We start from the raw sequence: 19,008 nt of genomic DNA on the forward strand, positions 1-19,008 counted from the left end.
TTACCATTCCGCCACACTGCCGTCTGTATGCCGCCACACGGGGTTGCGCCAGTTGTGTCCTTCCGCGGCCATTTTTCGTACATGCGTTTCGTTGATCTCGATACCGAGACCGGGTTGGGAGGGAATATCCACGTATCCGTCCCTGTACTGAAACACGGTTTTATCTGTGAGGTAGTCCAGCAGATCGCTGCCCTGGTTATAGTGGATGCCAAGACTTTGTTCCTGAATAAAGGCGTTGTGGCAGGTAGCGTCTACCTGCAGGCAGGCGGCCAGTGCAATGGGGCCGAGCGGGCAATGCGGGGCGGCGGCTACATCAAAGGCTTCAGCCATGGAAATAATCTTTTTGCATTCGGTGATGCCGCCGGCGTGGGAAACATCCGGCTGTATGATGTCCGCATACCCGTCTTTCAGCAATGTCTTGAACTGCCATTTGGAGAACATGCGTTCGCCGGTGGCAATGGGAATGGCAACATGCTGCGCGATCTCGCGGAGGTCTTCATTGTTTTCCGGCAGCACGGGTTCTTCAATGAACATGGGGCGGAAGGGTTCGAGTTCCTTCGCCAGTATTTTGGCCATGGGCTTGTGCACCCTGCCGTGAAAGTCTATGCCGATGCCCATGCCCGGCCCCCCCGCGTCGCGTACAGCGGCGATGCGCTGAATGGCGGCGTCAATCTTTTCATAGCTGTCGATATACTGCAGCTCTTCCGTGGCGTTCATCTTTACGGCGAGGAAACCCTGCTCCGCCATTTTACGGGCGGCGGCGCCTACTTCCGCGGGGCGGTCGCCGCCGATCCAGGAGTAGACTTTCATTTTGTCCCGCGCCAGGCCGCCGAGCAGCTGGTAGACGGGTGCGTTGTAATATTTTCCTTTGATGTCCCACAGCGCCTGGTCTATGCCGGCGATAGCGCTCATCAGGATGGGGCCGCCGCGGTAAAAGCCGGCGCGGTACATCACGTTCCAGTGGTCTTCGATATGCATGGGGTCTTTGCCCAGCAGGTATTCCATCAGTTCATCCACCGCGGCTTTGACGGTGGCGGCTTTTCCTTCTATCACCGGTTCGCCCCAGCCGGTAATGCCTTCGTCGGTTTCTATTTTCAGGAACAGCCAGCGTGGCGGCACCTGGAACAGTTCGTAGCTTTTTATTTTCATCTGTGTTGATTGTCTTTTTTACTTCAGTCGTTTTGCGGCAGTGAAGGCTTCGCGTTTCATGCAGTGCTTGTTCAGGATTGAATGGCCTTGATGAACTGACGCGATTTTTCCGTCAGCTGCTGCAGGTACTCCGGCGTAACGGCGGCTTTGGCGTTCACCAGCGCGCTGCCGATACCAAATCCGGCGGCGCCGGCTTTCCGGAAGTCTTTGATATTGTCCGGCGTAATGCCGCCGGTGGGCAGCAGGTGCATTTTGGGCAGTGGTGCGGAAATGTCTTTGATATATGCGGGAGAAGTGGCGGGGAATACCTTGATCATGTCCGCCCCCAGTTTGTAGGCCGCATACACTTCCGTGGCCGTGTAAGCGCCGGGAATGCTCACTATGCCCAGGTCCCTGGCGGCTTTGATGACCTCTGGCTCCAGTACAGGGGAAAGAATGAACCGCGCGCCCGCAGCGGCTGCTTCGCGGGCGGTAGCGGCATCCAGCACGGTGCCGGCGCCTATGATCATTTTATCACCCATGCTGGCGGACACTTCTTTAATAACGGCCAGCGGTTCGAGGGAGTTCATGGTCACCTCCAATAGGCGGATACCGCCTGCGTGCATGGCTTCCGCGATGGGCAATACGTCTGCCGGCTGTACTCCGCGGATAATAGCAATGATCTTGTGTTCGAGTATTTGAGAGAGTGTGGACATGGAATTTGTGCGTATGATTGAATAGTGGAAAGATAGAAATAATTAAGTGTATTTTCAACCTTTCCAACAGCCGCACAAAGTTTTCGATGCCGCTACAACACCAGCGGATTCAATTCGGACGCCGCCGGTCCGCCCACCGGCAAACCCATCAGCCAGGTGGCATGGTCGTTTTGCTGCCATTTGTGTTTGGGCGCCGTGATCTTCGCATCTTCCGCGATATAGATCACCGTCATGACCTCCCGCATGTCCGGCGAATTATTGCCGGGCGCGCTGTGAATGGTATACCCGTAATGCCAGGTGGCATCGCCGGCATTCATGGTGGAGGCGCGGGTAACGGGGAATTGTTGCTGGCTGACATATTGATTGAACGCACCTTCCGATTCATCGGAGATTTCGTAATCGAAAACAACGCCGTTTTTATGCGATCCGGATGCGAAGGTGAGCATGCCCATGTCCACATCGATATTCACCAGCGGCATCCACATGGTAATGGTATTATGCGTATCGATGGGCCAGTAGTACTGGTCCTGGTGCCAGGGGGTGGGGCCGCCGCCAGGCTCTTTGAATAAAGCCTGATCATGGTAGATGCGCACGTTGGATACGCCCATCAGGTCTGTGGCCATCTTTGCAAAGCGTTTGGCCAGCACAAATTTTCTCACCCGTTCATCTACCCGCCATAGATTCATGATCTGCAGGAATGCCTTGCCGTAGGTGTCCCTTTCCTCCATCTTCCTTTTCTCCGTATTATACTTTTGGGCGGCATCCACAATCACATCGCGGTAGGCTGCTACTTCCCCGGCGTCCAGCACATGGGGGATGAGGATATGTCCGTTTTTACGGAAGGCTTCCACCTGTGCGGGGGAAATTTCCCTGGTATCATTTAATTCCGGCAGGGTGGGTGTGGTGGTTTGCATGCTGACAAGTTTTAGTATGACGAAGTAAAGCATCTGCCGGCGGGAAAAAAATGCTGAAATTGGTAATTTATTGGGGTATTTTATCCGTTGATGGCAAATATGCTTACTTTACAATAAAAAAGGCCATGCTTAAAGCCTCTTATGAAGTGCTGCAGCCCGCGGGCAATTCTTCTTTCCTGCTGAGAACGTTCGGGAAAACAGGGTTCGCGGCCCCTTATCATTTTCACCCGGAATATGAACTGACGTGGATCGTAAAAGGAAGCGGCAAACGGTATGCGGGCAGCAATATGGCGGATTTTTCGGATGGCGACCTGGTATTGCTGGGGCCGCATGTGCCGCATTGCTGGAAATTGCAGCCGGACGCGAAGACAGCGCGTTCTATCGTGATACAGTTCACGCCGGATTTTTTAGGGAACGGCTTTTTTGATAAAGCTGAACTGGCCGGTATTCACCAGCTCTTCCACAGAAGCGGCAGCGGCATACAGTTTATAAAACGAACACGGGCTGCGGTGCAGGAACAGATAAAGGAACTTACAGAGGAGAAGAATAATTTCAAAAAACTGATCCGGCTATTGGAGATACTGCAGCAGCTGGCGGTATCGAAAGAATATGCATTGCTCGATCAGCAACGGCTGATAGCGGAGCTTTCGCCGGCCAACCAGGCCAGGATAAGCCCGATCTTCGCTTACCTCGTGGAGAATTTCAGAAAAGAGATTTCATTGAACGAAGCTGCCGCTATTGCCAGCATGACGCCGAATGCATTTTGCAAATACTTCAAGCGGATCACCCGCAAAACTTTTATGGAAACGGTGATTGAATACCGGATCAATTACGCCACGCAGCAGCTCATTCAGTCAGACAAAACGATCTCGGATATCTGTTTCGACAGCGGGTTTGGCGATATATCCCATTTTTATAAAACGTTCAAATCCAGGATGCAGTTAAGCCCGCTGCATTACCGTCAGCAGTTTGGCGTGCTGTAAGATCACTGATCCAGTTCAGGAAGGGATTTCCGCCATTTTAATAATTTGTCTTTCAGCTTCGCGGTAACCGCGGGCTCGCTGTCCGCCACATTCGTGGTTTCGTACTTGTCTTTTACCATGTTGTACAGCTGGATGTCCGTACCATCATTATTCATCAATAATTTCCATTCCCCCGAACGCATGGCCAGGTTCGGGCTTTTATTGTTGCCGCCGGGATAGCTGTATGCAATGTTATTGCGGCCATATTCCCAGAACAGGTCGCCCGTTCTGGATGCCGGTTTACCCAGCAGCACGGCGCTTCTGTCCATACCGTCGCCGGCGTATTCTTTGGGTAGGGGAACATTGCCCAGCCGGGCCAGCGAAGGAATGATATCAATGGCGCTGATCACGGATGATCCATCAACCGTTCCGGCGGGAATATGCCCCGGCCAGCTTACGATGAAAGGCATGCGCGTACCGCCTTCATATAAAGAAAGCTTTGTTCCTCTCAATCCGCCGGCCCTGCTTCCCCTGAAACTTGGTAACGGGCCGTTGTCGCTCGTGAAGATCACGATGGTGTTCTTTTCCATCCCCAGCTTCTTTAATCCGTCCATCAGCCTGCCTACCTGCAGATCATATTCTTTCAGCACCAGCTTGAAGGCGGCTTCTTCCTCGCGGTTCATCGGGTATTGGCCGGTGTATTCCGGGTCTTTCCGCGGCACCCAGGGCGTGTGAATATCATCGGGCCAGAGGTTTACAAAGCAGGGCTTGTTCTTATGCCTGCTGAGGAAATCCAGCGTTTTATCCACGAAATACTTCGAGCGGTCCCACCGCTTGATGCTGTCTTTATCAGACCAGATCCAGTTGGTGGCGGTAAGAAGCGGATCGGCGTCCGGGCTTTCATAAGTGCTGGCGTGTTCATCATACCCGTACTGTTCAAAGCCCGGAGCATTCTTCACATCCCTGCCTCCGCCGAGATGCCATTTGCCGAAGTGCCCGGTGGCATAACCGGCATTTTTAAAGAAACGGGCGATGGAGGGAGCGGAGGGGTCGAGAAAATCCGCCTGTTCAGCGTCCCGGTTGTGTTTCTTTGTATGCAGGAAGGTGGTGAAATTCCACCTGCCGGGATACATGCCGGTCAATAATCCCGCCCGGGACGGCGAGCAAATGGGCGCTGCGCTGTAATATTGCGTAAACATCCTGCCTTCTTTGGCAAGACAGTCTATATTAGGCGTAGGAACAAATTTCCCGCCGAAACAGCCGATGTCACTGAAGCCCATATCATCCGTCAGAACGAAAATGATGTTGGGCCTGCTGTCCGGCCGCGCATGCGTTACGGAATAAGCGGGATGCCGGCCTGTCCACAGCGCTACCGCCGCGATAACAACTGCCAGTGATATCTTCAGTTTCCATTTGTGTTGAGGTTGCATCTGTTCCGTTTTTACGATGGACGATAAACATAATAAAAACATTTTAATTATAGTATCTCCACATAACCTTCCGTTCCGTGCACGCGGATACGTTGCCCGTCTTTGATCAGCGTAGTCGCGTTCTCCACGCCAACAACCGCCGGCAGGCCGTATTCCCGCGCGATAACGGCGCCATGGGTCATCAGTCCGCCTACTTCGGTGATCAGCCCTTTCACCGATACGAAGAGGGGCGTCCAGCTGGGATCGGTAAAAGTGGTGACCAATATATCGCCCTCTTCCAGGTCTGCATCTTCCATATCCAGGATAACACGCGCCCGCCCTTCAATAACGCCGGAAGACACAGGCAGGCCGATAATGGCGTTGGCCGGAAGGTTTTCCCGTTTATACCTGCCCGTTATGATCTCACCATCAGACGTGATCACACGCGGCGGCGTGAGCTTTTCATATCGTTTCCAGGCTTCTTTCCGTTGGGGGATGATCTGACCGTCCAGCTTGCGGGTGCGGACGGTTTCGTGCAGTTCTTCGAAAGAGAGATAATAGATGTCTTCTTTTTCGTGCATAATGCCGGCCTGCACGAGCTGCGCGGCTTCTTTCAACAACGCCTGCTTGTAAACGAAGTAACGGCTGACAATGCCGTATTTGGGATATTCCCGGTAACCGGCGAAATTCCGGATCTGGTCTATCATGTGTTTGGCTTCCCCGGCCTTTTGCGCGCCGTCCGGCAGCTGCTTCAGGCGGTCCAGCAATTCCTGTTCTTTTTTCAGCGCTTCCTGCCGCCCTTGCTCAAATCGCTGCTGGCTGGCATTGGGCGCAAAGTTCCTGATATTGCTGAGGATCATGGGGATCAGGGTAGCGGGCTTTTCGCTCCAGCGGGTCCTGGTGATGTCGATCTCACCAACGCAGCGCATCCCGTATTTGTCAAGATAGGCATCAATAGCACTCCGGGCTTCGGGCCCGCCATCCAGTTTTTCCAATCCATCCCGGAAGCCATCATCCTTTACATGTTGTAAATAATCGATTACAGCGGGATAGGGGCGAATCGCATCCGCAACATCCAATAACGCCAGCCCCATTTCCGACGTAACATTGTTGGGCACGGACTGCGAAAGCGTGTCCGCCGCGTTCATTTCTCCCAGCCATTCCTCCATTTTCTCATTGATCCACGAGGCTGCATTGATCCCGGCCATGATCACCGCCACGTTCTGCGGATCAAATAAAATCCTTTTCAATTCCTTGATATCTTCCAGGATAAAGTCAAACAGCTCCGGTCCTGATTTTGCCCGGATGTTTTGCTTCAGCGTTTCTACCGATGCCTGGTTGGCGCGGATCAGGTCTGCAGCGATCGCGGGATCGTTTTCGACTGGTGGCTGGGAGCGCAAAGAGCGGGGGACTTTATCGGCGTCATCCGGCGCGGGCTTAATAAAATTTGTCCGCTCCATGACGGTCATCAGGGCGTCTTTTATAAGCGGATCTGATTTTCCCGCGGAGTCGAGGAGCGTTTTTCTGCCGGCGGGCGAAGCCAGCATATTGGTAACATCCACAAACAGCCTTCCGCCGGCCTGACGCATGGGAGCAGGGGTTACCAACAGGTAAAAGGACAGTCCCAATGGCTTTATCGGATCGGTCATCATCTGCTGGTGGCCGACGGATATATAAACATGATTTTCCCGGTCATCCGCTTCCGGGATGGGATACAGCGTAGTGACCGGCCGGCTTTGAACCATATAAAATACATCATCCGCCAAACACCATTCGATGTCCTGCGGGCAACCAAAATGCGCTTCGATCTGTCTTCCTATACGTGCCAGCTGTAAAATTTGCAGATCCGTTAATGTTTGTGCTTTTTGCTGATCAGGACTTACCGGTTGCGTTTCCGTTCCGCCTTCTTTCAGTGGATGGACAGCCAGTTTTTTGTTGGCGATCATCTTGTCAATGATCTGATCATCCTGTACTTTATAGCAATCGGCAGATACCAGGCCGGCAACCAGCGCTTCTCCCAGTCCGAAACCGGCATCGATAGACAACACCTTGCGGCTGGAAGTAACGGGATCGGCGGTAAACATGATCCCCGAAGCCTGCGGGAACACCATTTGCTGAACGATGACGGCCAGGTACACCTGCCGGTGGTCAAACCCGTTTTGTATCCGGTAGATGACCGCGCGGTCCGTAAACAGCGAAGCCCAGCATTTGTTGATATGTTGCAGGATGGCCGCTTTACCGGTGATGTTCAGATAGGTATCCTGCTGCCCCGCGAAGGAGGCGGCGGGCAGGTCTTCCGCCGTAGCGCTGGAACGTACGGCGAAGGCATCGTGCTCATCGAACTTTGCAAGATAAACTGCAATCTCTTCCGCTATATCCGCGGGAATGGGGGTGCTTTCAATGATCATGCGGATCTTTGCGCTGACCGCGCTGATCTGCTTCCTGTCTTCCGCTTTGAAATGTGTTAACTCATCCAGCAGATGATCAAGTTCCCGGCTATTTATTTTTTTATACGCTTCGGTGGTTATGCAAAACCCCGCCGGCACCTGTATTCCCCTGATCCGTGACAGCTCGCCAAGGTTAGCGCCTTTGCCACCGGCGAGCGTCAACTTTGTGCTGTTGATGTGGGATAGTTCAAGTACATACGTGCTCATATGCTGATGAATTTTGGGAGTATGGAAAGCCCAAAAGTACAAGGCGAAAAGCGCGAAAACAGCGTTTTCGAACTATATTTTTTTGCGCACAATAATGATGAAAACGGGGGCGTTTTCCTTCAAAATAAAGGGATCGGTGAAGACCTAATCAAAATAAAAAGCCGCTCCTCTTTGTTATGAAAATGCCCCAAAAAGCCTGGCGCTTCCTGGGGCATTTTCATTGCGGGGCGTTCTTCAGAAAGTAGGAGGGGGCGCATGCAGATCGGCATCCAGGAAGTCTTTGACCATCGGTATCCACCAGTCCGTCCGCAACATCATGCCAATATGCGTGGTGCCCGGCAGTATAGCGAGGCGGGACTCCGGCAGTCCGTTGATGTCGCCCATTTTCCCGCCGCCCTTGGCGCGAAACAGTTCAAGCGCATGTTCATACCGTACGCCGTCGGCATCGCCAATAGCCATGAGCATCGGGGCCTGTATCTTTTTTACTTCTTCCGACCAGTCATAAGGCTTCAGATCAATGCTGAGCACCTTTTTTACAAATTCAGGAAAACGCGCCGGATCATTCCCCAGGCTGTCGTATTGCTTTTGTATCGGCGTGCCTTTGAACATTTCAGGCGTGAACGTAGCATAACTGGCTTCTACCTCGGGCCACCAGCCATCATGCGCATAGGTGCCTGACAGCACCACGAGCCGGCGCAGCTGCTCAGGATGGCGCACGGCAAACTGGAAGGCGATGCCGCCGCCCATGCTGTATCCCAGTATGTCCGCACTGTCTATTTTCAGATGTTTAAGCAGTCCGGATACATCGTCCGCCATCCCCTCATAACTAAACTCCCGCGGTATATCTTTTGTGCGGCCGTGGGCCTGCATTTCAGCCACTATTACTTTCCGGTCGTCCGCCAGCAGCGGAATGATTTGCGACCAGTTCAGGGGGATATTCATAAAAGAGCCATGCAGCAGCACGATGGGCTTGCCCTCGCCGTATACCTCATAATACATCTTCAGCCCGTTCACGTCCGCATACCCGCTTTCAGCCGGCTTTGCGCTTTGGCCGACGGTTGTTTCCCCTGTTTCTGCCGGAACTTTTTGCGGTTCTTTCTGGCGCGGCTGGCAGGATATTGCCGCCGTAATCATCATAGCGGCTGCGAAACCGGTTATAATTTGCTTATTCATATCGTGTTTATTTGTTTAGGATACAAATCTCGGCAACGACGCTATCGTAATCGCTGTGCATATACGACAATCATAGGGGGAATAGCGACAATAAAACGGAATACGTTGCAACAGAATGAAACTTTTTGTAGTTTTATTCGAAACCATTTAAAAGAAAGTAAAACTGCTACTCAATCTATGAATGCAAAAAGAACGTTCTATCAGCTAATTTATGCAGGGACCTTAACAGGAATGACCAGCGCCGGATTTTGCCAGGAGCCACAGTGGGATAAAGGGCAAACATTTATAGAAGCAAGCGACCCCGTAAAGGTGGATGATCAAAGCTGGCGGCCGGTAAAGCCGGGCTTGCACAGTTCCTTCGTTTCCATCGACAAACGTTATGCTAAATCTGAAGCGCCGAAAGTGAGCATGGAGCGCTCCGTGCATGTAAAGGGCTGGAAAGGGGAGCGGCTGTCCGCCCAGCTGCTGCTCTGGACTACCGACTCCATTCCCGGCGTGAAAGTGCAGCTGTCCGGCTTTACATCCAAAAACGGAAAGCAGCTCGGAGCAATTGCCTATGCCCGGTTTGAGCGTTATATTCTTACCGATGAGTTCGGCCCGGGATGCGGGAAACGTAAGCCGGGAGACTTTGCAGCCTCGCTGTCGCCGGACATGCTGGACGATCTTTCATCCTTCAACCTGGAAAAGAAAAAAACAAGACCTGTCTGGATCACCATCGAAATCCCCCGGAACGCCGAAAAGGGCGCCTATGCGGGAAAGGTGCAAATAACCGCTCCCGGTGGCAAGCAGCAGGAACTGAATATATCCCTCGACGTTATAGACATGCTGCTGCCGGAGCCGTCTGCCTGGACCTTCCACCTGGACCAATGGCAGCATCCCTCCGCTGTTGCCCGTGTCAATAACGTACCGGTGTGGAGCGAAGCGCATTTTGAAGCCCTGAAGCCGCAGATGCAGATGCTGGCGGATGCCGGGCAGAAAGTGATCACCGCTACCCTGAATAAAGATCCCTGGCATGTGCAGACTTACGATCCTTACGAGGATATGATCATCTGGACGAAGGAAAAGGATGGAAGCTGGTCTTACGACTACCAGGTTTTTGATAAATGGGTGTCTTTTATGATGAATATGGGGATCAAAAAGATGATCAACTGCTATTCCATCGTTCCCTGGAACAACGAGATCCATTATAAGGACGCCGCCACCGGCAAGTTCGTGGATGTAGTCGCCAAACCCGGCACGCCGGAGTTTACCACCATGTGGGAGCCTTTCCTGAAGGACTTTGCAAAGCACCTGCAACAGAAAGGCTGGCTGGAAATCACCAACATAGCCCTGGATGAAAGGAATAAAGATGAAATGGGAGCGGCCTTTGCGTTGATAGAAAAGGTGGCGCCCTCGCTTGGCGTTGCTTATGCGGACAATCAAAAGACCTACAAACGGTATCCCAACAGCCAGGACGTGAGCACCGCGGTGCATCATCCCATAGATCCAAAAGACCTCGCGGAGCGCAGAAGCAAGGGATTGAACACTACCTTTTATATTTATTGCGGCAATAACTTTCCCAATCAATTTACCTTTTCAGACCCCGCCGAATCTACGTATGCCGGCTGGTATGCACTGGCCGCGGGCTATGATGGCGTGCTGCGCTGGGCTTTCAATTCATGGGTAGAGAACCCGCTCGTTGATTCCAGGTTCAGGACCTGGCCGGCGGGAGACACCTATATTACCTATCCGCAAGCCAGAAGCTCCATCCGGTATGAGCGTCTGGTGGAAGGCATACAGGATTACGAGAAGGTGCAGATCGTAAAAAAATTGCTGGAACAAAAGCAGGACCACAGCAGGCTGAAAGCGCTGAATGCCGCTATCGCCAAGCTGAACAGCCATTCCCGCTACGAGGGCTGGAATGATGATCTGAATGCGGCGAAGCAGCTGGTGAACAGCATTTCGGCATCTTTATCAAAATAATATAAAACGTACATGGAGAAAAGGGAAGGGGCTGCTCTTCCCTTTTTTTTACGCCGGGCTGTTCTATCAGTACACCGCATGCAATTCCCGGACAGCACTGAACAACGCCTGCGCCATTTTACGCGCTGTTTTATCATATTTTTCCCGGTAGATCTTCAGCAGCTGTTCTTCCGAGGGATATTGATCTTTGCCATGTTCTTTGATCATCACGCTGAGCGTGGCGAACGGCGGCAGCTGCAGGCCGATGGCGTTGTAAAAATTGCCGATGGTGCCGATGATGTGCTGCGCCCCGTCCGAATCGCCGGTGATGATAATGCCTCCCACCTTGTTTTCCAGTCCCGAAGGCTGGCCTTTCATGAGCTTGTCATGCAGCGCATCGAGCCGCTCTATCACCTTTTGTATTTCGGAGGAATGGGAGCCCCACCAGATAGGGGTGGCGAAGATCACAATGTCCGCTTCCAGTGTTTTTCGCAGCAATTGCGGCCAGGCGTCGTCGGGATCGCCGAGATCGCTGGCGGTGCCCGGTGTGATATGATGCGCCACCAACCGGATGATCTCATATTCCACCTGCTGGTCTTCGAGATAACGGGCAAAGAATTGCGACAGCGTGACGGTATTGGAATGGCCTTCCTTACGCAGGGTGCCGCATAATATGATCGCTTTCATGGTCATTCGTTTTGGTGTTGATGATGCGGTCAGCGTTCGTTCATGGCTCTGCAAGCCTCCGCGCAGCGCCGGCAGATATCCGCGCATTCCCGGCAGTGCTCGTTGTTGTGCTTGCCGCATTCTTCCGCGCAAGCCTCACAGGCATCCGCGCAGATCACGCAAAGTCTTGTAGCGTGGCCGCTGCCGAGGCTCATGAGCTGAGCGCTGGCGTAGCAAAGCGCGGCGCATTCCATATCGAGCTGAATGCAGCGCGCCATGTGCGCCACATCGGGTTCCTGCGTGCAGGAGCTGGCGCAGTGGTTGCAAACCGCGGCGCATTGCAGGCAGAGATCGATGCATTCCCTGAATTCGTGGTATCCGGACATATGCTATTAGTTTATAGTGACGAAATGGTTTTACGGATTGCCGCCGCCGCCGGAAGCACCATATATATGGCCTGTGCTGAAGCTTGCATCGTTTGCAGCCAGTTGCACGTATATAGACGCCAGCTCTACCGGCTGTCCAGGCCGTCCCAATGGCGTATTGCCACCAAATGTCTCAAGCTTTTCCATCGTAGCGCCGCCGCTTACCTGTAAGGGTGTCCAGATCGGACCTGGCGCCACTCCGTTTACGCGGATGCCTTTTGGCGCCAGCTGCTTTGCCAGTGACTTAACGTAATTCGTTGTGGCGGCCTTGGTTTGTGCGTAATCGTATAGTTCTCCGGAGGGGTCGTAAGCCTGTTCGGAAGAGGTGCCGATGATGGACGAGCCCGGCTGCAGATGCGGCAGGGCCGCCTTGATGATCCAGAATGGCGCGTAAACGTTCGTTTTCATGGTGGCGTCAAAATCTTCCGTGGTCACATCCAGGATGGAAGCTCTTGTTTGCTGGCGCGCGGCGTTGCAGACAACAATGTCCAGCCCCCCAAGCCCCGCTACCGCTTTGGCGACCATGTCCTTACAGACCTGCTCGGTACGGATATCTCCGGGGATGGCCACTGCCTTGCGGCCGGCCTTTCTGATCAGCTCCACAACCTCCTGCGCGTCAGGTTTCTCGTCAGGCAGGTAGCTGATCGCAACGTCGGCTCCCTCCCGCGCATAAGCTATAGCCGCAGCCCTCCCCATGCCCGAATCTCCACCAGTGATCAGCGCTTTTCTGCCGGTGAGCCTGCCGCTACCTTTATAGCTGGACTCCCCATGATCGGGGCGTGGAGTCATTTTACCTGCCAGTCCAGGCCAGGGCTGTTGCTGCCGCTGGAACGGAGGCTTTGGATATTTGGTCAAAGGATTTTCTGGCTGCGTAGCGCCAGATGACGGGTTGGAGGCGATTACAATGCCGGGAGCCGCGGCCAATGCAGCGATGCTTCCTATAGCCTTGCGGCGGCTCATCTTGTTTATGTCTAACATAGCGCAGTAATTGAGTGGTGTGCCTGGGTTTTACCAGCACTCCGCTAAAAAGGGGCCATACAGAAATGATCTGTTCTTTATTACTGCTACTCAATTTGTTGCACAGACTGGCATATTGCAACTGGCTGGTGAAGTGAGGATTTTCAACGACAAACCGGGTACTGGCGCTACAACGCCAGGAATCAATTGTCTATTGACCTGTAAAATCGATAAAATTGAGGATTACCAACGAAAGCCAGATAAGAACCAAAATGATTGTTGGTACCAAAAGTTTTTTCTTTTTATAATAAACCCTTTTTAGCAACATATTCCAAACCGGAAATGCAAGCAAAATAGCCCCCAAAAGCAATGGAATAAAAAACGTCAACATTGTCAGATCAAAATATGCCATTACTGCCAAATGCCCTATTTCAAGGAATAAAGCTATGATAACAAGCCAGATAATATTTATCGGCTTCTTAACCTTTATCAGGTTGATGGACATCAAAACGGCCCCTCCAAGAGGAGTTAAACAAAACGAATAGAGAAACACCAGGGTTCTCGAATAAAGGGAAGGTACAGCGTCATCAAAATCATCAAGATAGTCCATAATAAGAGTGTAAATAATTGAGAATGTAATTAGCCAGAGGGCAAAATGTCTGTGTCAGGCTCCTTCATAGAGAATATACTCAGTCACCAAAGGCTCCATCCCGCTTTGCCGGAATTCTGTGGCTATTTGCCCCCGGTGATAAGTGGAATGGTTAATGACGTGGAATAACAGCTCCCGGACCGCTTTACGGAAGGGCTTGCCTTTTATGCTGTAAGTAACCATGCTGTCCAGATCGAGCTGATCGATTATCAGCAATGTGCGTTCATAGTTCTCTTTATCAATACGCTTGAAATCCTCAACAGGATGAGCATCCCAAACCCCGAAAACAGGGCTGCCGGATTCCGATCTGTTATTCCAGATATGATGCGCATTCAGGATGTGGCTGTAAAGTTTTATCGCTTTTTCGGAGGTTTTATCTGTGTTTGCGTTAAAAGCATCTCCCAATTTCTGATTCGTATAGTGATTGTATGCAAATAGCTCTTTAAAGAAATTCCTCATGGATTGTTGTTGTTTTTAGATAGTCGCAAAATGCCTTCAGATTGGCGTATATACACCTGACTGGCGTCACTCCTCCGTTTTAACTTTGTTCAACCGCTAACCTAAAAGTACACAAACCGGAACAAAAGCGGATATAAAAAGGAAGTAAGTGGAGCAGCTACCACTTCAAAAAACGGGCGGAACCGAAAAGCCAGATGAGTAGGAAGCAAATGCATATGTTATGTCAAACAATGTTTCGCTGCACAGAGTGCTTAAAGCTTCGCCGGAAAAAGTATACCGCGCATTTACGGAAGCCACTGCTATCGCTTCCTGGTTGCCTCCTTACGGGTTTCTTTGTACCGTTCATGAAATGGATGCAAAGACCGGTGGCACTTACCGGATGTCATTCCAGAACTTTTCCACCGGGAACAGTCATTCATTCGGTGGCGCATACCTGGAACTCAAACCGAACGAGTTTCTGAAATACACCGATAAATTCGATGATCCCAACCTGCCGGGAGAAATGATCACTACCGTTTCGCTCCGGAACACGATTGCCGGTACGGAGATAAAGATTACGCAGGAAGGGATTCCGGATGCCATACCCGCGGAAATGTGTTACCTGGGCTGGCAGGAGTCGCTGGAAAAGCTGGCGAAGCTGGTGGAGCCCGAGATACCGGATGCCTGATTGGACGATCATTCCATACGTTTAATGTAAAAGCCGCGTGAATCATACGATTTATGCGGCTTTTTATTTCCCGTCAAAATGCAATATTTTTCAAAAAGCTATAATATCGATCAATATTATTATATATTAGCCGCACAAGCCCTGATTTATATTCATATTTAGTCAGGTAAGTTTGTACTTTATTGTACCTACAACTTATGCCATTTTGAGTATTATTTTTTACTACCTGCTTATACCGGTAGTGTACCTTATTAGTATCCTTCCCTTTCCGCTGCTATACCTGCTTTCGGACGTATTTTTCTGTCTTCTCTATTATGTGGTGGGCTACCGTAAAAAAGTGGTGCGGCAAAACCTGGCAAATGCATTCCCGGAAAAAACGGCCGCAGAACGGGAGAAGATCCGCCGTGATTTCTACCGCTACTTCTGCGATCTGTTCCTGGAAACCTTTAAAACATTAACGATCAGCAAATCCGCCATGATAAAGCATTGCGCTTTAACGGAGGAAAGCGTGGCCCTGTTTACGCGCCTGCATGCCGAAGGCAAAAGCGTGGTGCTGGTGATGGGGCACAAAGGCAACTGGGAGTGGGCCGGCAATACATTCAGCATTTTATGCCCGCAGCAACTGTACGTGGTGTACCATCCGCTGGCGAATAAACATTACAACGGGCTGATGTACAGGATGCGCACACGCTTCGGGACCAAACTGATCGCCATGCAGGAAACTTTCCGGGAAATGGTGAAGCTGAAAGGAGAGATCAACGCCACGGCGCTTATCGCCGATCAGTCGCCGCGGCCGGACAACGCCCAATGGCTGACGTTCCTGCAACAGGACACACCGGTATTTACCGGTACGGAGCGCATCGCGTCAAAAATGAACTACCCGGTGGTATATGTTTCCGTTACCCGCATCAAACGGGGATATTATACGGTATCCGCCGAGGTACTGGTGGAATCACCGGCCCTTGAGCCGCCGGGGAACGTTACCGCCCTGCATACCGCCAGGCTGGAAGCCGACATCGTCCGCCAGCCGGCCACCTGGCTATGGTCGCACCGGAGATGGAAACATAAAAGAACCAACACAACCGCAACTGCTTAAAAGAAGGTAATGTTAGAAGGAAAACAACTTATCCTGGCCACCAAGCCCTATGCGCGGGAACAACGCGCCCTGAGCTGGTGGTATACTATATCCACGTTAGGGCTGCTCATCGCATCGCTCACCGCCACCATGGCTATGCCTTTCCTTCCGCTGCGGATCGCATGCAGCGTGCTGTCCGGATTGCTGATCGTGCGAATGTTCGTTATCTATCACGATTACCAGCATCATTCCATTTTAAAGAACAGCGCCATCGCCGAAGTGATCATGACCATATTTGGTATTTATATCCTGGCGCCGGCCAGCATCTGGAAGCGTTCGCACGATTACCACCATCAGCACAACTCGAAGCTGTACAGCGCCAGCATCGGCTCTTATCCCATCGTAACGGCCAAAAAATTTGCGGCCATGAGCCGCCGCGAACGCACGATGTATCTGTTTACACGGCATCCGCTGACCATCCTGTTCGGTTATCTGTTCATGTTCATCATCGGCATGTGCATTAACTCCTTTGTGGTTAGTCCAAGGCGCCACTACGATGCGCTGATAGCCCTGCTGGTACACTTGTCCGCATCGGTGATCGTTGTAGCGCTTGCCGGGTGGACGGCCTGGCTGCTATTAATATTAGCACCCATTTTTATCGCCTGCGCGATCGGGACGTACCTGTTCTACGCCCAGCATAACTTTCCGGGAGTGATCTTTAACACGAAGGAGGATTGGTGTTACGATGAGGCGGCCCTGTTATCTTCCAGTCACATGGTGATGAACCCGGTGATGGCGTGGTTTACGGGGAACATCGGCCTGCATCATATCCATCACCTGAATGCCCGCATTCCGTTTTATCGTTTGCCGGAAGCTTTGAACAATATTCCCGAGCTGCAGACCGCTACCACCACCTCTCTGCGGTGGAAAGACATCTGCGCCTGCCTGAAGCTGAAAGTCTGGGACCCGGAATTGCAGATGATGATCGGCTTGAAAGCGGTCAGGAGGGAGGAGCTCATTGGCGAAATGGATAGCAGCCGTAAACTGAAACCCCTCATCCGTTAATTCCTTCGCTTCATAACTATTTGACATCCCTAGCTTGCGTCCATCAAATCACCCCATAAACCGTCAATAGTTATGAAAAATGCTTTTGTATTGCTTTCGTCTGTCCTCCTGATGGCCCTGTGCGCCTGCAAGAAAGAAGGCCCCGCCGGTCCTGTCGGCAAAGATGGCAACGCCAACATCACGGCAAAGAAAATTATGACGATGGCATCCACCTGGAAATATCCCGGCCACTACGCCCTCGACTACGGCAACAACCAGGTGAAGCTGCATTTCAGCAAATACATCACCATAGAGGCCCCCGAGATCACGAAGGAAGTCATTGATAACGGACTGGTGCTGGTATACATGATCCCGAAAGGCGTGCACAACTGGATGCCGTTGCCGCTTTCGTTCCAGGCGGCATCCCCTTCTGACGTGGTGCATAACTTTGCGTACGAATACCGCCAGGGTACGCTTACCATTCATTACTACTGGACGGCCAACACCACCGGCAAACAGGTGCCCGACGGGCTGGAAACCACACTGATGCCTTTTTATAACTTCAGGTACGTGGTGGCGTCAGGCGTGATGAGCGATAAGCTGAAGACTTCGGGCGGGGAGCTGCAGGTGCCTGCTTTCAGCGGGCGTTGATTATATTTGCTGCTGTATGAAGCGTCTTCTTTACCTGGAAGTGATCATCAGTTTTATAATGACCTTCCCACAGCAAGCAAAGTCCCAGGATGGGCCGCCGCCTACGTTCTTCCAGGTGGTGGACGTAAGCGGTTATAAAGGAGCTTCATTTACCATGGAATGCTGGCTGTATGCAGATGAAATTCCGCCCACATATGGCGCGATCATGATGGCTATTGGCATGGAAAATGGAAAAGTGGTCAGCAACAAGGTCGGAAAGTTTTCTGCCGCGGACTTCAAACCCGGACAGTGGAATAAAATCGAATTGTCCGGCAAACTGGACAAACAGGCCGGCAGCCTCGCTATAGGCGTATTGTATGGTAGTGGTCCCGATAGGTACTATTTTGATGATATCAAACTTTGGGTAAAGAAAAACGATACCCTGCTGAAGGATGGCAATTTTGAAGCCGCCGGCGTCGATGCCTGGAAATTCTCCAATACACGGAAGCAGGTCAATGTTGTCAAATCAACCGATAAAGCCCGTTCCGGGAAACAAAGCCTGTTAATAGACGCCTCCGGCACAAGCGCAGAGAAGTACGGGCATGATGACCAGCATGGCCATTATGCCGATATTAATGGTCACCGTATTTATTATGAAGTATATGGAGAAGGGAAACCGCTGTTATTGCTCCATGGTTCGATGGAAAGCATAGCATCCTTTGATCACCAGATACCTGCATTCGCGAGGACATTTAAAGTCATAGCCATGGATACCCGCGGCCATGGTAGATCATCACGGGATACCGGTGCGGTAGGATATGAATTGTTTGCCGGTGACGTGTTTGAACTGCTGAATACATTGCAGCTCGACAGCGTGAACATACTGGGATGGAGCGACGGGGGTATCACCGGTTTGCTATTAGCCATGCAACATCCTGAAAAGGTCGCGAAACTAGCTGTGATGGGCGCTAATCTTTATAACAACGAAAGTTCCGTGTACGACTGGGTGAATGACGCTGTGAGGGATCAGATAAAACAGTTGAAAAAGAAGGATGATCCTTCATCAGCTTTTGCGATAAAAATGAAGTACCTCGTTCTTCAGCAACCAAATATTTCTCCTGCTTCATTACAAAATATCAAATGCCCTGTGCTGGTAATGGCAGGGGGGAAGGATGTTATCAAGCCGGCCCATACGAAACTGATTGCGGACAGCATACCGGCCGCAACATTGAAAATATTTGAGCATGCTTCACATTATGCGCCGGCCGAAATACCCCAGGAATTCAACCGGGCGGTGATCGATTTTTTTAAGAGATGATAAGCCGTTCATGCTATGATCAGTACCGGATCGGTATGTGATCGCTGAAGGATCACACTGGGATACGTGGACTTGAGGCGGAGATGGTGTGTTCTTCGTGTGGGTTTGAAAAATCTGCTGAGCGGGATATCCTGGCAATAGCAAACCCTTCGCAAGCACGGGCACTTGCGGGGAATCTGACTGGAAATATGGTGTGGGAGGGTATGGCGTTCAATGGATAG

At 51.6% G+C, this 19,008-nt stretch carries 18 protein-coding genes; 7 read left to right on the plus strand and 11 right to left on the minus strand.

Annotated elements, in window-relative coordinates; all coding sequences use genetic code 11:
* From dgoD to CCY01nite_RS23985, 3 genes are all read right to left on the minus strand, one after another.
* Window positions 1–1,149: a galactonate dehydratase gene (gene dgoD, locus CCY01nite_RS23975; protein WP_146867074.1), complete on the minus strand. Its 1,149-nt coding sequence runs from the start codon at window positions 1,147–1,149 to the stop codon at window positions 1–3.
* A 71-nt stretch (window positions 1,150–1,220) separates the two neighbouring features.
* Window positions 1,221–1,844 (minus strand): bifunctional 4-hydroxy-2-oxoglutarate aldolase/2-dehydro-3-deoxy-phosphogluconate aldolase, encoded by a 624-nt coding sequence (locus tag CCY01nite_RS23980; RefSeq protein WP_146867076.1) that lies wholly within the window; start codon window positions 1,842–1,844, stop codon window positions 1,221–1,223.
* A gap of 92 nt (window positions 1,845–1,936) precedes the next feature.
* Window positions 1,937–2,758 carry a phytanoyl-CoA dioxygenase family protein gene (locus tag CCY01nite_RS23985; RefSeq protein WP_146867078.1) on the minus strand — a complete coding sequence of 274 codons (822 nt, stop codon included), beginning with the start codon at window positions 2,756–2,758 and terminating at the stop codon, window positions 1,937–1,939.
* Window positions 2,759–2,883: 125 nt separating this feature from the next.
* Here CCY01nite_RS23985 and CCY01nite_RS23990 point away from each other — a divergent pair, with 125 nt between their 5' ends.
* Entirely contained in the window at window positions 2,884–3,741 is an 858-nt protein-coding gene (locus tag CCY01nite_RS23990; RefSeq protein ID WP_186831235.1) for an AraC family transcriptional regulator, read from the plus strand.
* 2 nt (window positions 3,742–3,743) lie between these two features.
* On the opposite strand, the gene CCY01nite_RS23995 is transcribed toward CCY01nite_RS23990, so the two are convergent.
* From CCY01nite_RS23995 to CCY01nite_RS24005, 3 genes are all read right to left on the minus strand, one after another.
* On the minus strand, window positions 3,744–5,150 hold the full coding sequence (locus CCY01nite_RS23995; RefSeq protein ID WP_146867082.1) for a sulfatase family protein: 1,407 nt from the start codon (window positions 5,148–5,150) through the stop codon (window positions 3,744–3,746).
* Between the two features lie 47 nt (window positions 5,151–5,197).
* Window positions 5,198–7,783: a phosphoenolpyruvate synthase gene (ppsA, locus tag CCY01nite_RS24000; RefSeq protein WP_146867084.1), complete on the minus strand. Its 2,586-nt coding sequence runs from the start codon at window positions 7,781–7,783 to the stop codon at window positions 5,198–5,200.
* Window positions 7,784–8,017: 234 nt separating this feature from the next.
* Complete coding sequence (locus tag CCY01nite_RS24005; RefSeq protein WP_146867085.1) at window positions 8,018–8,956, minus strand: alpha/beta fold hydrolase; 939 nt, start codon at window positions 8,954–8,956, stop codon at window positions 8,018–8,020.
* Window positions 8,957–9,133: 177 nt separating this feature from the next.
* On the opposite strand from CCY01nite_RS24005, the gene CCY01nite_RS24010 reads away from it, so the two are divergent.
* Window positions 9,134–10,918 carry a DUF4091 domain-containing protein gene (locus tag CCY01nite_RS24010; protein ID WP_146867087.1) on the plus strand — a complete coding sequence of 595 codons (1,785 nt, stop codon included), beginning with the start codon at window positions 9,134–9,136 and terminating at the stop codon, window positions 10,916–10,918.
* 66 nt (window positions 10,919–10,984) lie between these two features.
* Here CCY01nite_RS24010 and CCY01nite_RS24015 read toward each other — a convergent pair whose 3' ends face one another.
* From CCY01nite_RS24015 to CCY01nite_RS24035, 5 genes are all read right to left on the minus strand, one after another.
* A complete protein-coding gene (locus CCY01nite_RS24015) occupies window positions 10,985–11,584 on the minus strand; it encodes a flavodoxin family protein (protein ID WP_146867089.1) in 600 nt (199 codons plus the stop codon).
* Window positions 11,585–11,613: 29 nt separating this feature from the next.
* Complete coding sequence (locus CCY01nite_RS24020; protein WP_146867091.1) at window positions 11,614–11,949, minus strand: four-helix bundle copper-binding protein; 336 nt, start codon at window positions 11,947–11,949, stop codon at window positions 11,614–11,616.
* Between the two features lie 30 nt (window positions 11,950–11,979).
* On the minus strand, window positions 11,980–12,966 hold the full coding sequence (locus CCY01nite_RS24025; RefSeq protein ID WP_146867093.1) for an SDR family oxidoreductase: 987 nt from the start codon (window positions 12,964–12,966) through the stop codon (window positions 11,980–11,982).
* Between the two features lie 190 nt (window positions 12,967–13,156).
* Window positions 13,157–13,555, minus strand: coding sequence for a hypothetical protein (locus CCY01nite_RS24030; RefSeq protein ID WP_146867095.1), 399 nt, complete (start codon window positions 13,553–13,555; stop codon window positions 13,157–13,159).
* A 54-nt stretch (window positions 13,556–13,609) separates the two neighbouring features.
* Entirely contained in the window at window positions 13,610–14,053 is a 444-nt protein-coding gene (locus CCY01nite_RS24035; RefSeq protein WP_146867096.1) for a DinB family protein, read from the minus strand.
* Window positions 14,054–14,273: 220 nt separating this feature from the next.
* Between CCY01nite_RS24035 and CCY01nite_RS24040 the strand changes: the two genes are divergently transcribed.
* The 5 genes from CCY01nite_RS24040 (at window position 14,274) to CCY01nite_RS24060 (ending at window position 18,787) form a co-directional block, all read left to right on the plus strand.
* The gene (locus CCY01nite_RS24040) at window positions 14,274–14,720 is read left to right on the plus strand and encodes an SRPBCC family protein (RefSeq protein WP_146867098.1); all 447 of its coding nucleotides are present in this window, start codon (window positions 14,274–14,276) and stop codon (window positions 14,718–14,720) included.
* Between the two features lie 205 nt (window positions 14,721–14,925).
* On the plus strand, window positions 14,926–15,816 hold the full coding sequence (locus CCY01nite_RS24045; protein ID WP_246130031.1) for a lysophospholipid acyltransferase family protein: 891 nt from the start codon (window positions 14,926–14,928) through the stop codon (window positions 15,814–15,816).
* 9 nt (window positions 15,817–15,825) lie between these two features.
* Window positions 15,826–16,860, plus strand: a complete 1,035-nt coding sequence (locus tag CCY01nite_RS24050) for a fatty acid desaturase family protein (protein WP_146867099.1) — start codon at window positions 15,826–15,828, stop codon at window positions 16,858–16,860.
* Between the two features lie 72 nt (window positions 16,861–16,932).
* Window positions 16,933–17,490: a hypothetical protein gene (locus tag CCY01nite_RS24055; protein ID WP_146867101.1), complete on the plus strand. Its 558-nt coding sequence runs from the start codon at window positions 16,933–16,935 to the stop codon at window positions 17,488–17,490.
* Window positions 17,491–17,506: 16 nt separating this feature from the next.
* On the plus strand, window positions 17,507–18,787 hold the full coding sequence (locus tag CCY01nite_RS24060; protein WP_146867103.1) for an alpha/beta fold hydrolase: 1,281 nt from the start codon (window positions 17,507–17,509) through the stop codon (window positions 18,785–18,787).
* Window positions 18,788–19,008 lie beyond the last annotated feature (221 nt).

Source organism: Chitinophaga cymbidii (genome assembly GCF_007992715.1).
Taxonomy (GTDB): domain Bacteria; phylum Bacteroidota; class Bacteroidia; order Chitinophagales; family Chitinophagaceae; genus Chitinophaga; species Chitinophaga cymbidii.

What these genes read in the sequence shown, in the direction of transcription:
- dgoD (WP_146867074.1), bottom strand. Translation starts at nt 1,149, where the DNA reads ATGAAAATAAAAAGCTACGAACTGTTCCAGGTGCCGCCACGCTGGCTG.
- CCY01nite_RS23980 (WP_146867076.1), bottom strand. Translation starts at nt 1,844, where the DNA reads ATGTCCACACTCTCTCAAATACTCGAACACAAGATCATTGCTATTATC.
- CCY01nite_RS23985 (WP_146867078.1), bottom strand. Translation starts at nt 2,758, where the DNA reads ATGCAAACCACCACACCCACCCTGCCGGAATTAAATGATACCAGGGAA.
- CCY01nite_RS23990 (WP_186831235.1), top strand. Translation starts at nt 2,884, where the DNA reads ATGCTTAAAGCCTCTTATGAAGTGCTGCAGCCCGCGGGCAATTCTTCT.
- CCY01nite_RS23995 (WP_146867082.1), bottom strand. Translation starts at nt 5,150, where the DNA reads ATGCAACCTCAACACAAATGGAAACTGAAGATATCACTGGCAGTTGTT.
- ppsA (WP_146867084.1), bottom strand. Translation starts at nt 7,783, where the DNA reads ATGAGCACGTATGTACTTGAACTATCCCACATCAACAGCACAAAGTTG.
- CCY01nite_RS24005 (WP_146867085.1), bottom strand. Translation starts at nt 8,956, where the DNA reads ATGAATAAGCAAATTATAACCGGTTTCGCAGCCGCTATGATGATTACG.
- CCY01nite_RS24010 (WP_146867087.1), top strand. Translation starts at nt 9,134, where the DNA reads ATGAATGCAAAAAGAACGTTCTATCAGCTAATTTATGCAGGGACCTTA.
- CCY01nite_RS24015 (WP_146867089.1), bottom strand. Translation starts at nt 11,584, where the DNA reads ATGAAAGCGATCATATTATGCGGCACCCTGCGTAAGGAAGGCCATTCC.
- CCY01nite_RS24020 (WP_146867091.1), bottom strand. Translation starts at nt 11,949, where the DNA reads ATGTCCGGATACCACGAATTCAGGGAATGCATCGATCTCTGCCTGCAA.
- CCY01nite_RS24025 (WP_146867093.1), bottom strand. Translation starts at nt 12,966, where the DNA reads ATGTTAGACATAAACAAGATGAGCCGCCGCAAGGCTATAGGAAGCATC.
- CCY01nite_RS24030 (WP_146867095.1), bottom strand. Translation starts at nt 13,555, where the DNA reads ATGGACTATCTTGATGATTTTGATGACGCTGTACCTTCCCTTTATTCG.
- CCY01nite_RS24035 (WP_146867096.1), bottom strand. Translation starts at nt 14,053, where the DNA reads ATGAGGAATTTCTTTAAAGAGCTATTTGCATACAATCACTATACGAAT.
- CCY01nite_RS24040 (WP_146867098.1), top strand. Translation starts at nt 14,274, where the DNA reads ATGTCAAACAATGTTTCGCTGCACAGAGTGCTTAAAGCTTCGCCGGAA.
- CCY01nite_RS24050 (WP_146867099.1), top strand. Translation starts at nt 15,826, where the DNA reads ATGTTAGAAGGAAAACAACTTATCCTGGCCACCAAGCCCTATGCGCGG.
- CCY01nite_RS24055 (WP_146867101.1), top strand. Translation starts at nt 16,933, where the DNA reads ATGAAAAATGCTTTTGTATTGCTTTCGTCTGTCCTCCTGATGGCCCTG.
- CCY01nite_RS24060 (WP_146867103.1), top strand. Translation starts at nt 17,507, where the DNA reads ATGAAGCGTCTTCTTTACCTGGAAGTGATCATCAGTTTTATAATGACC.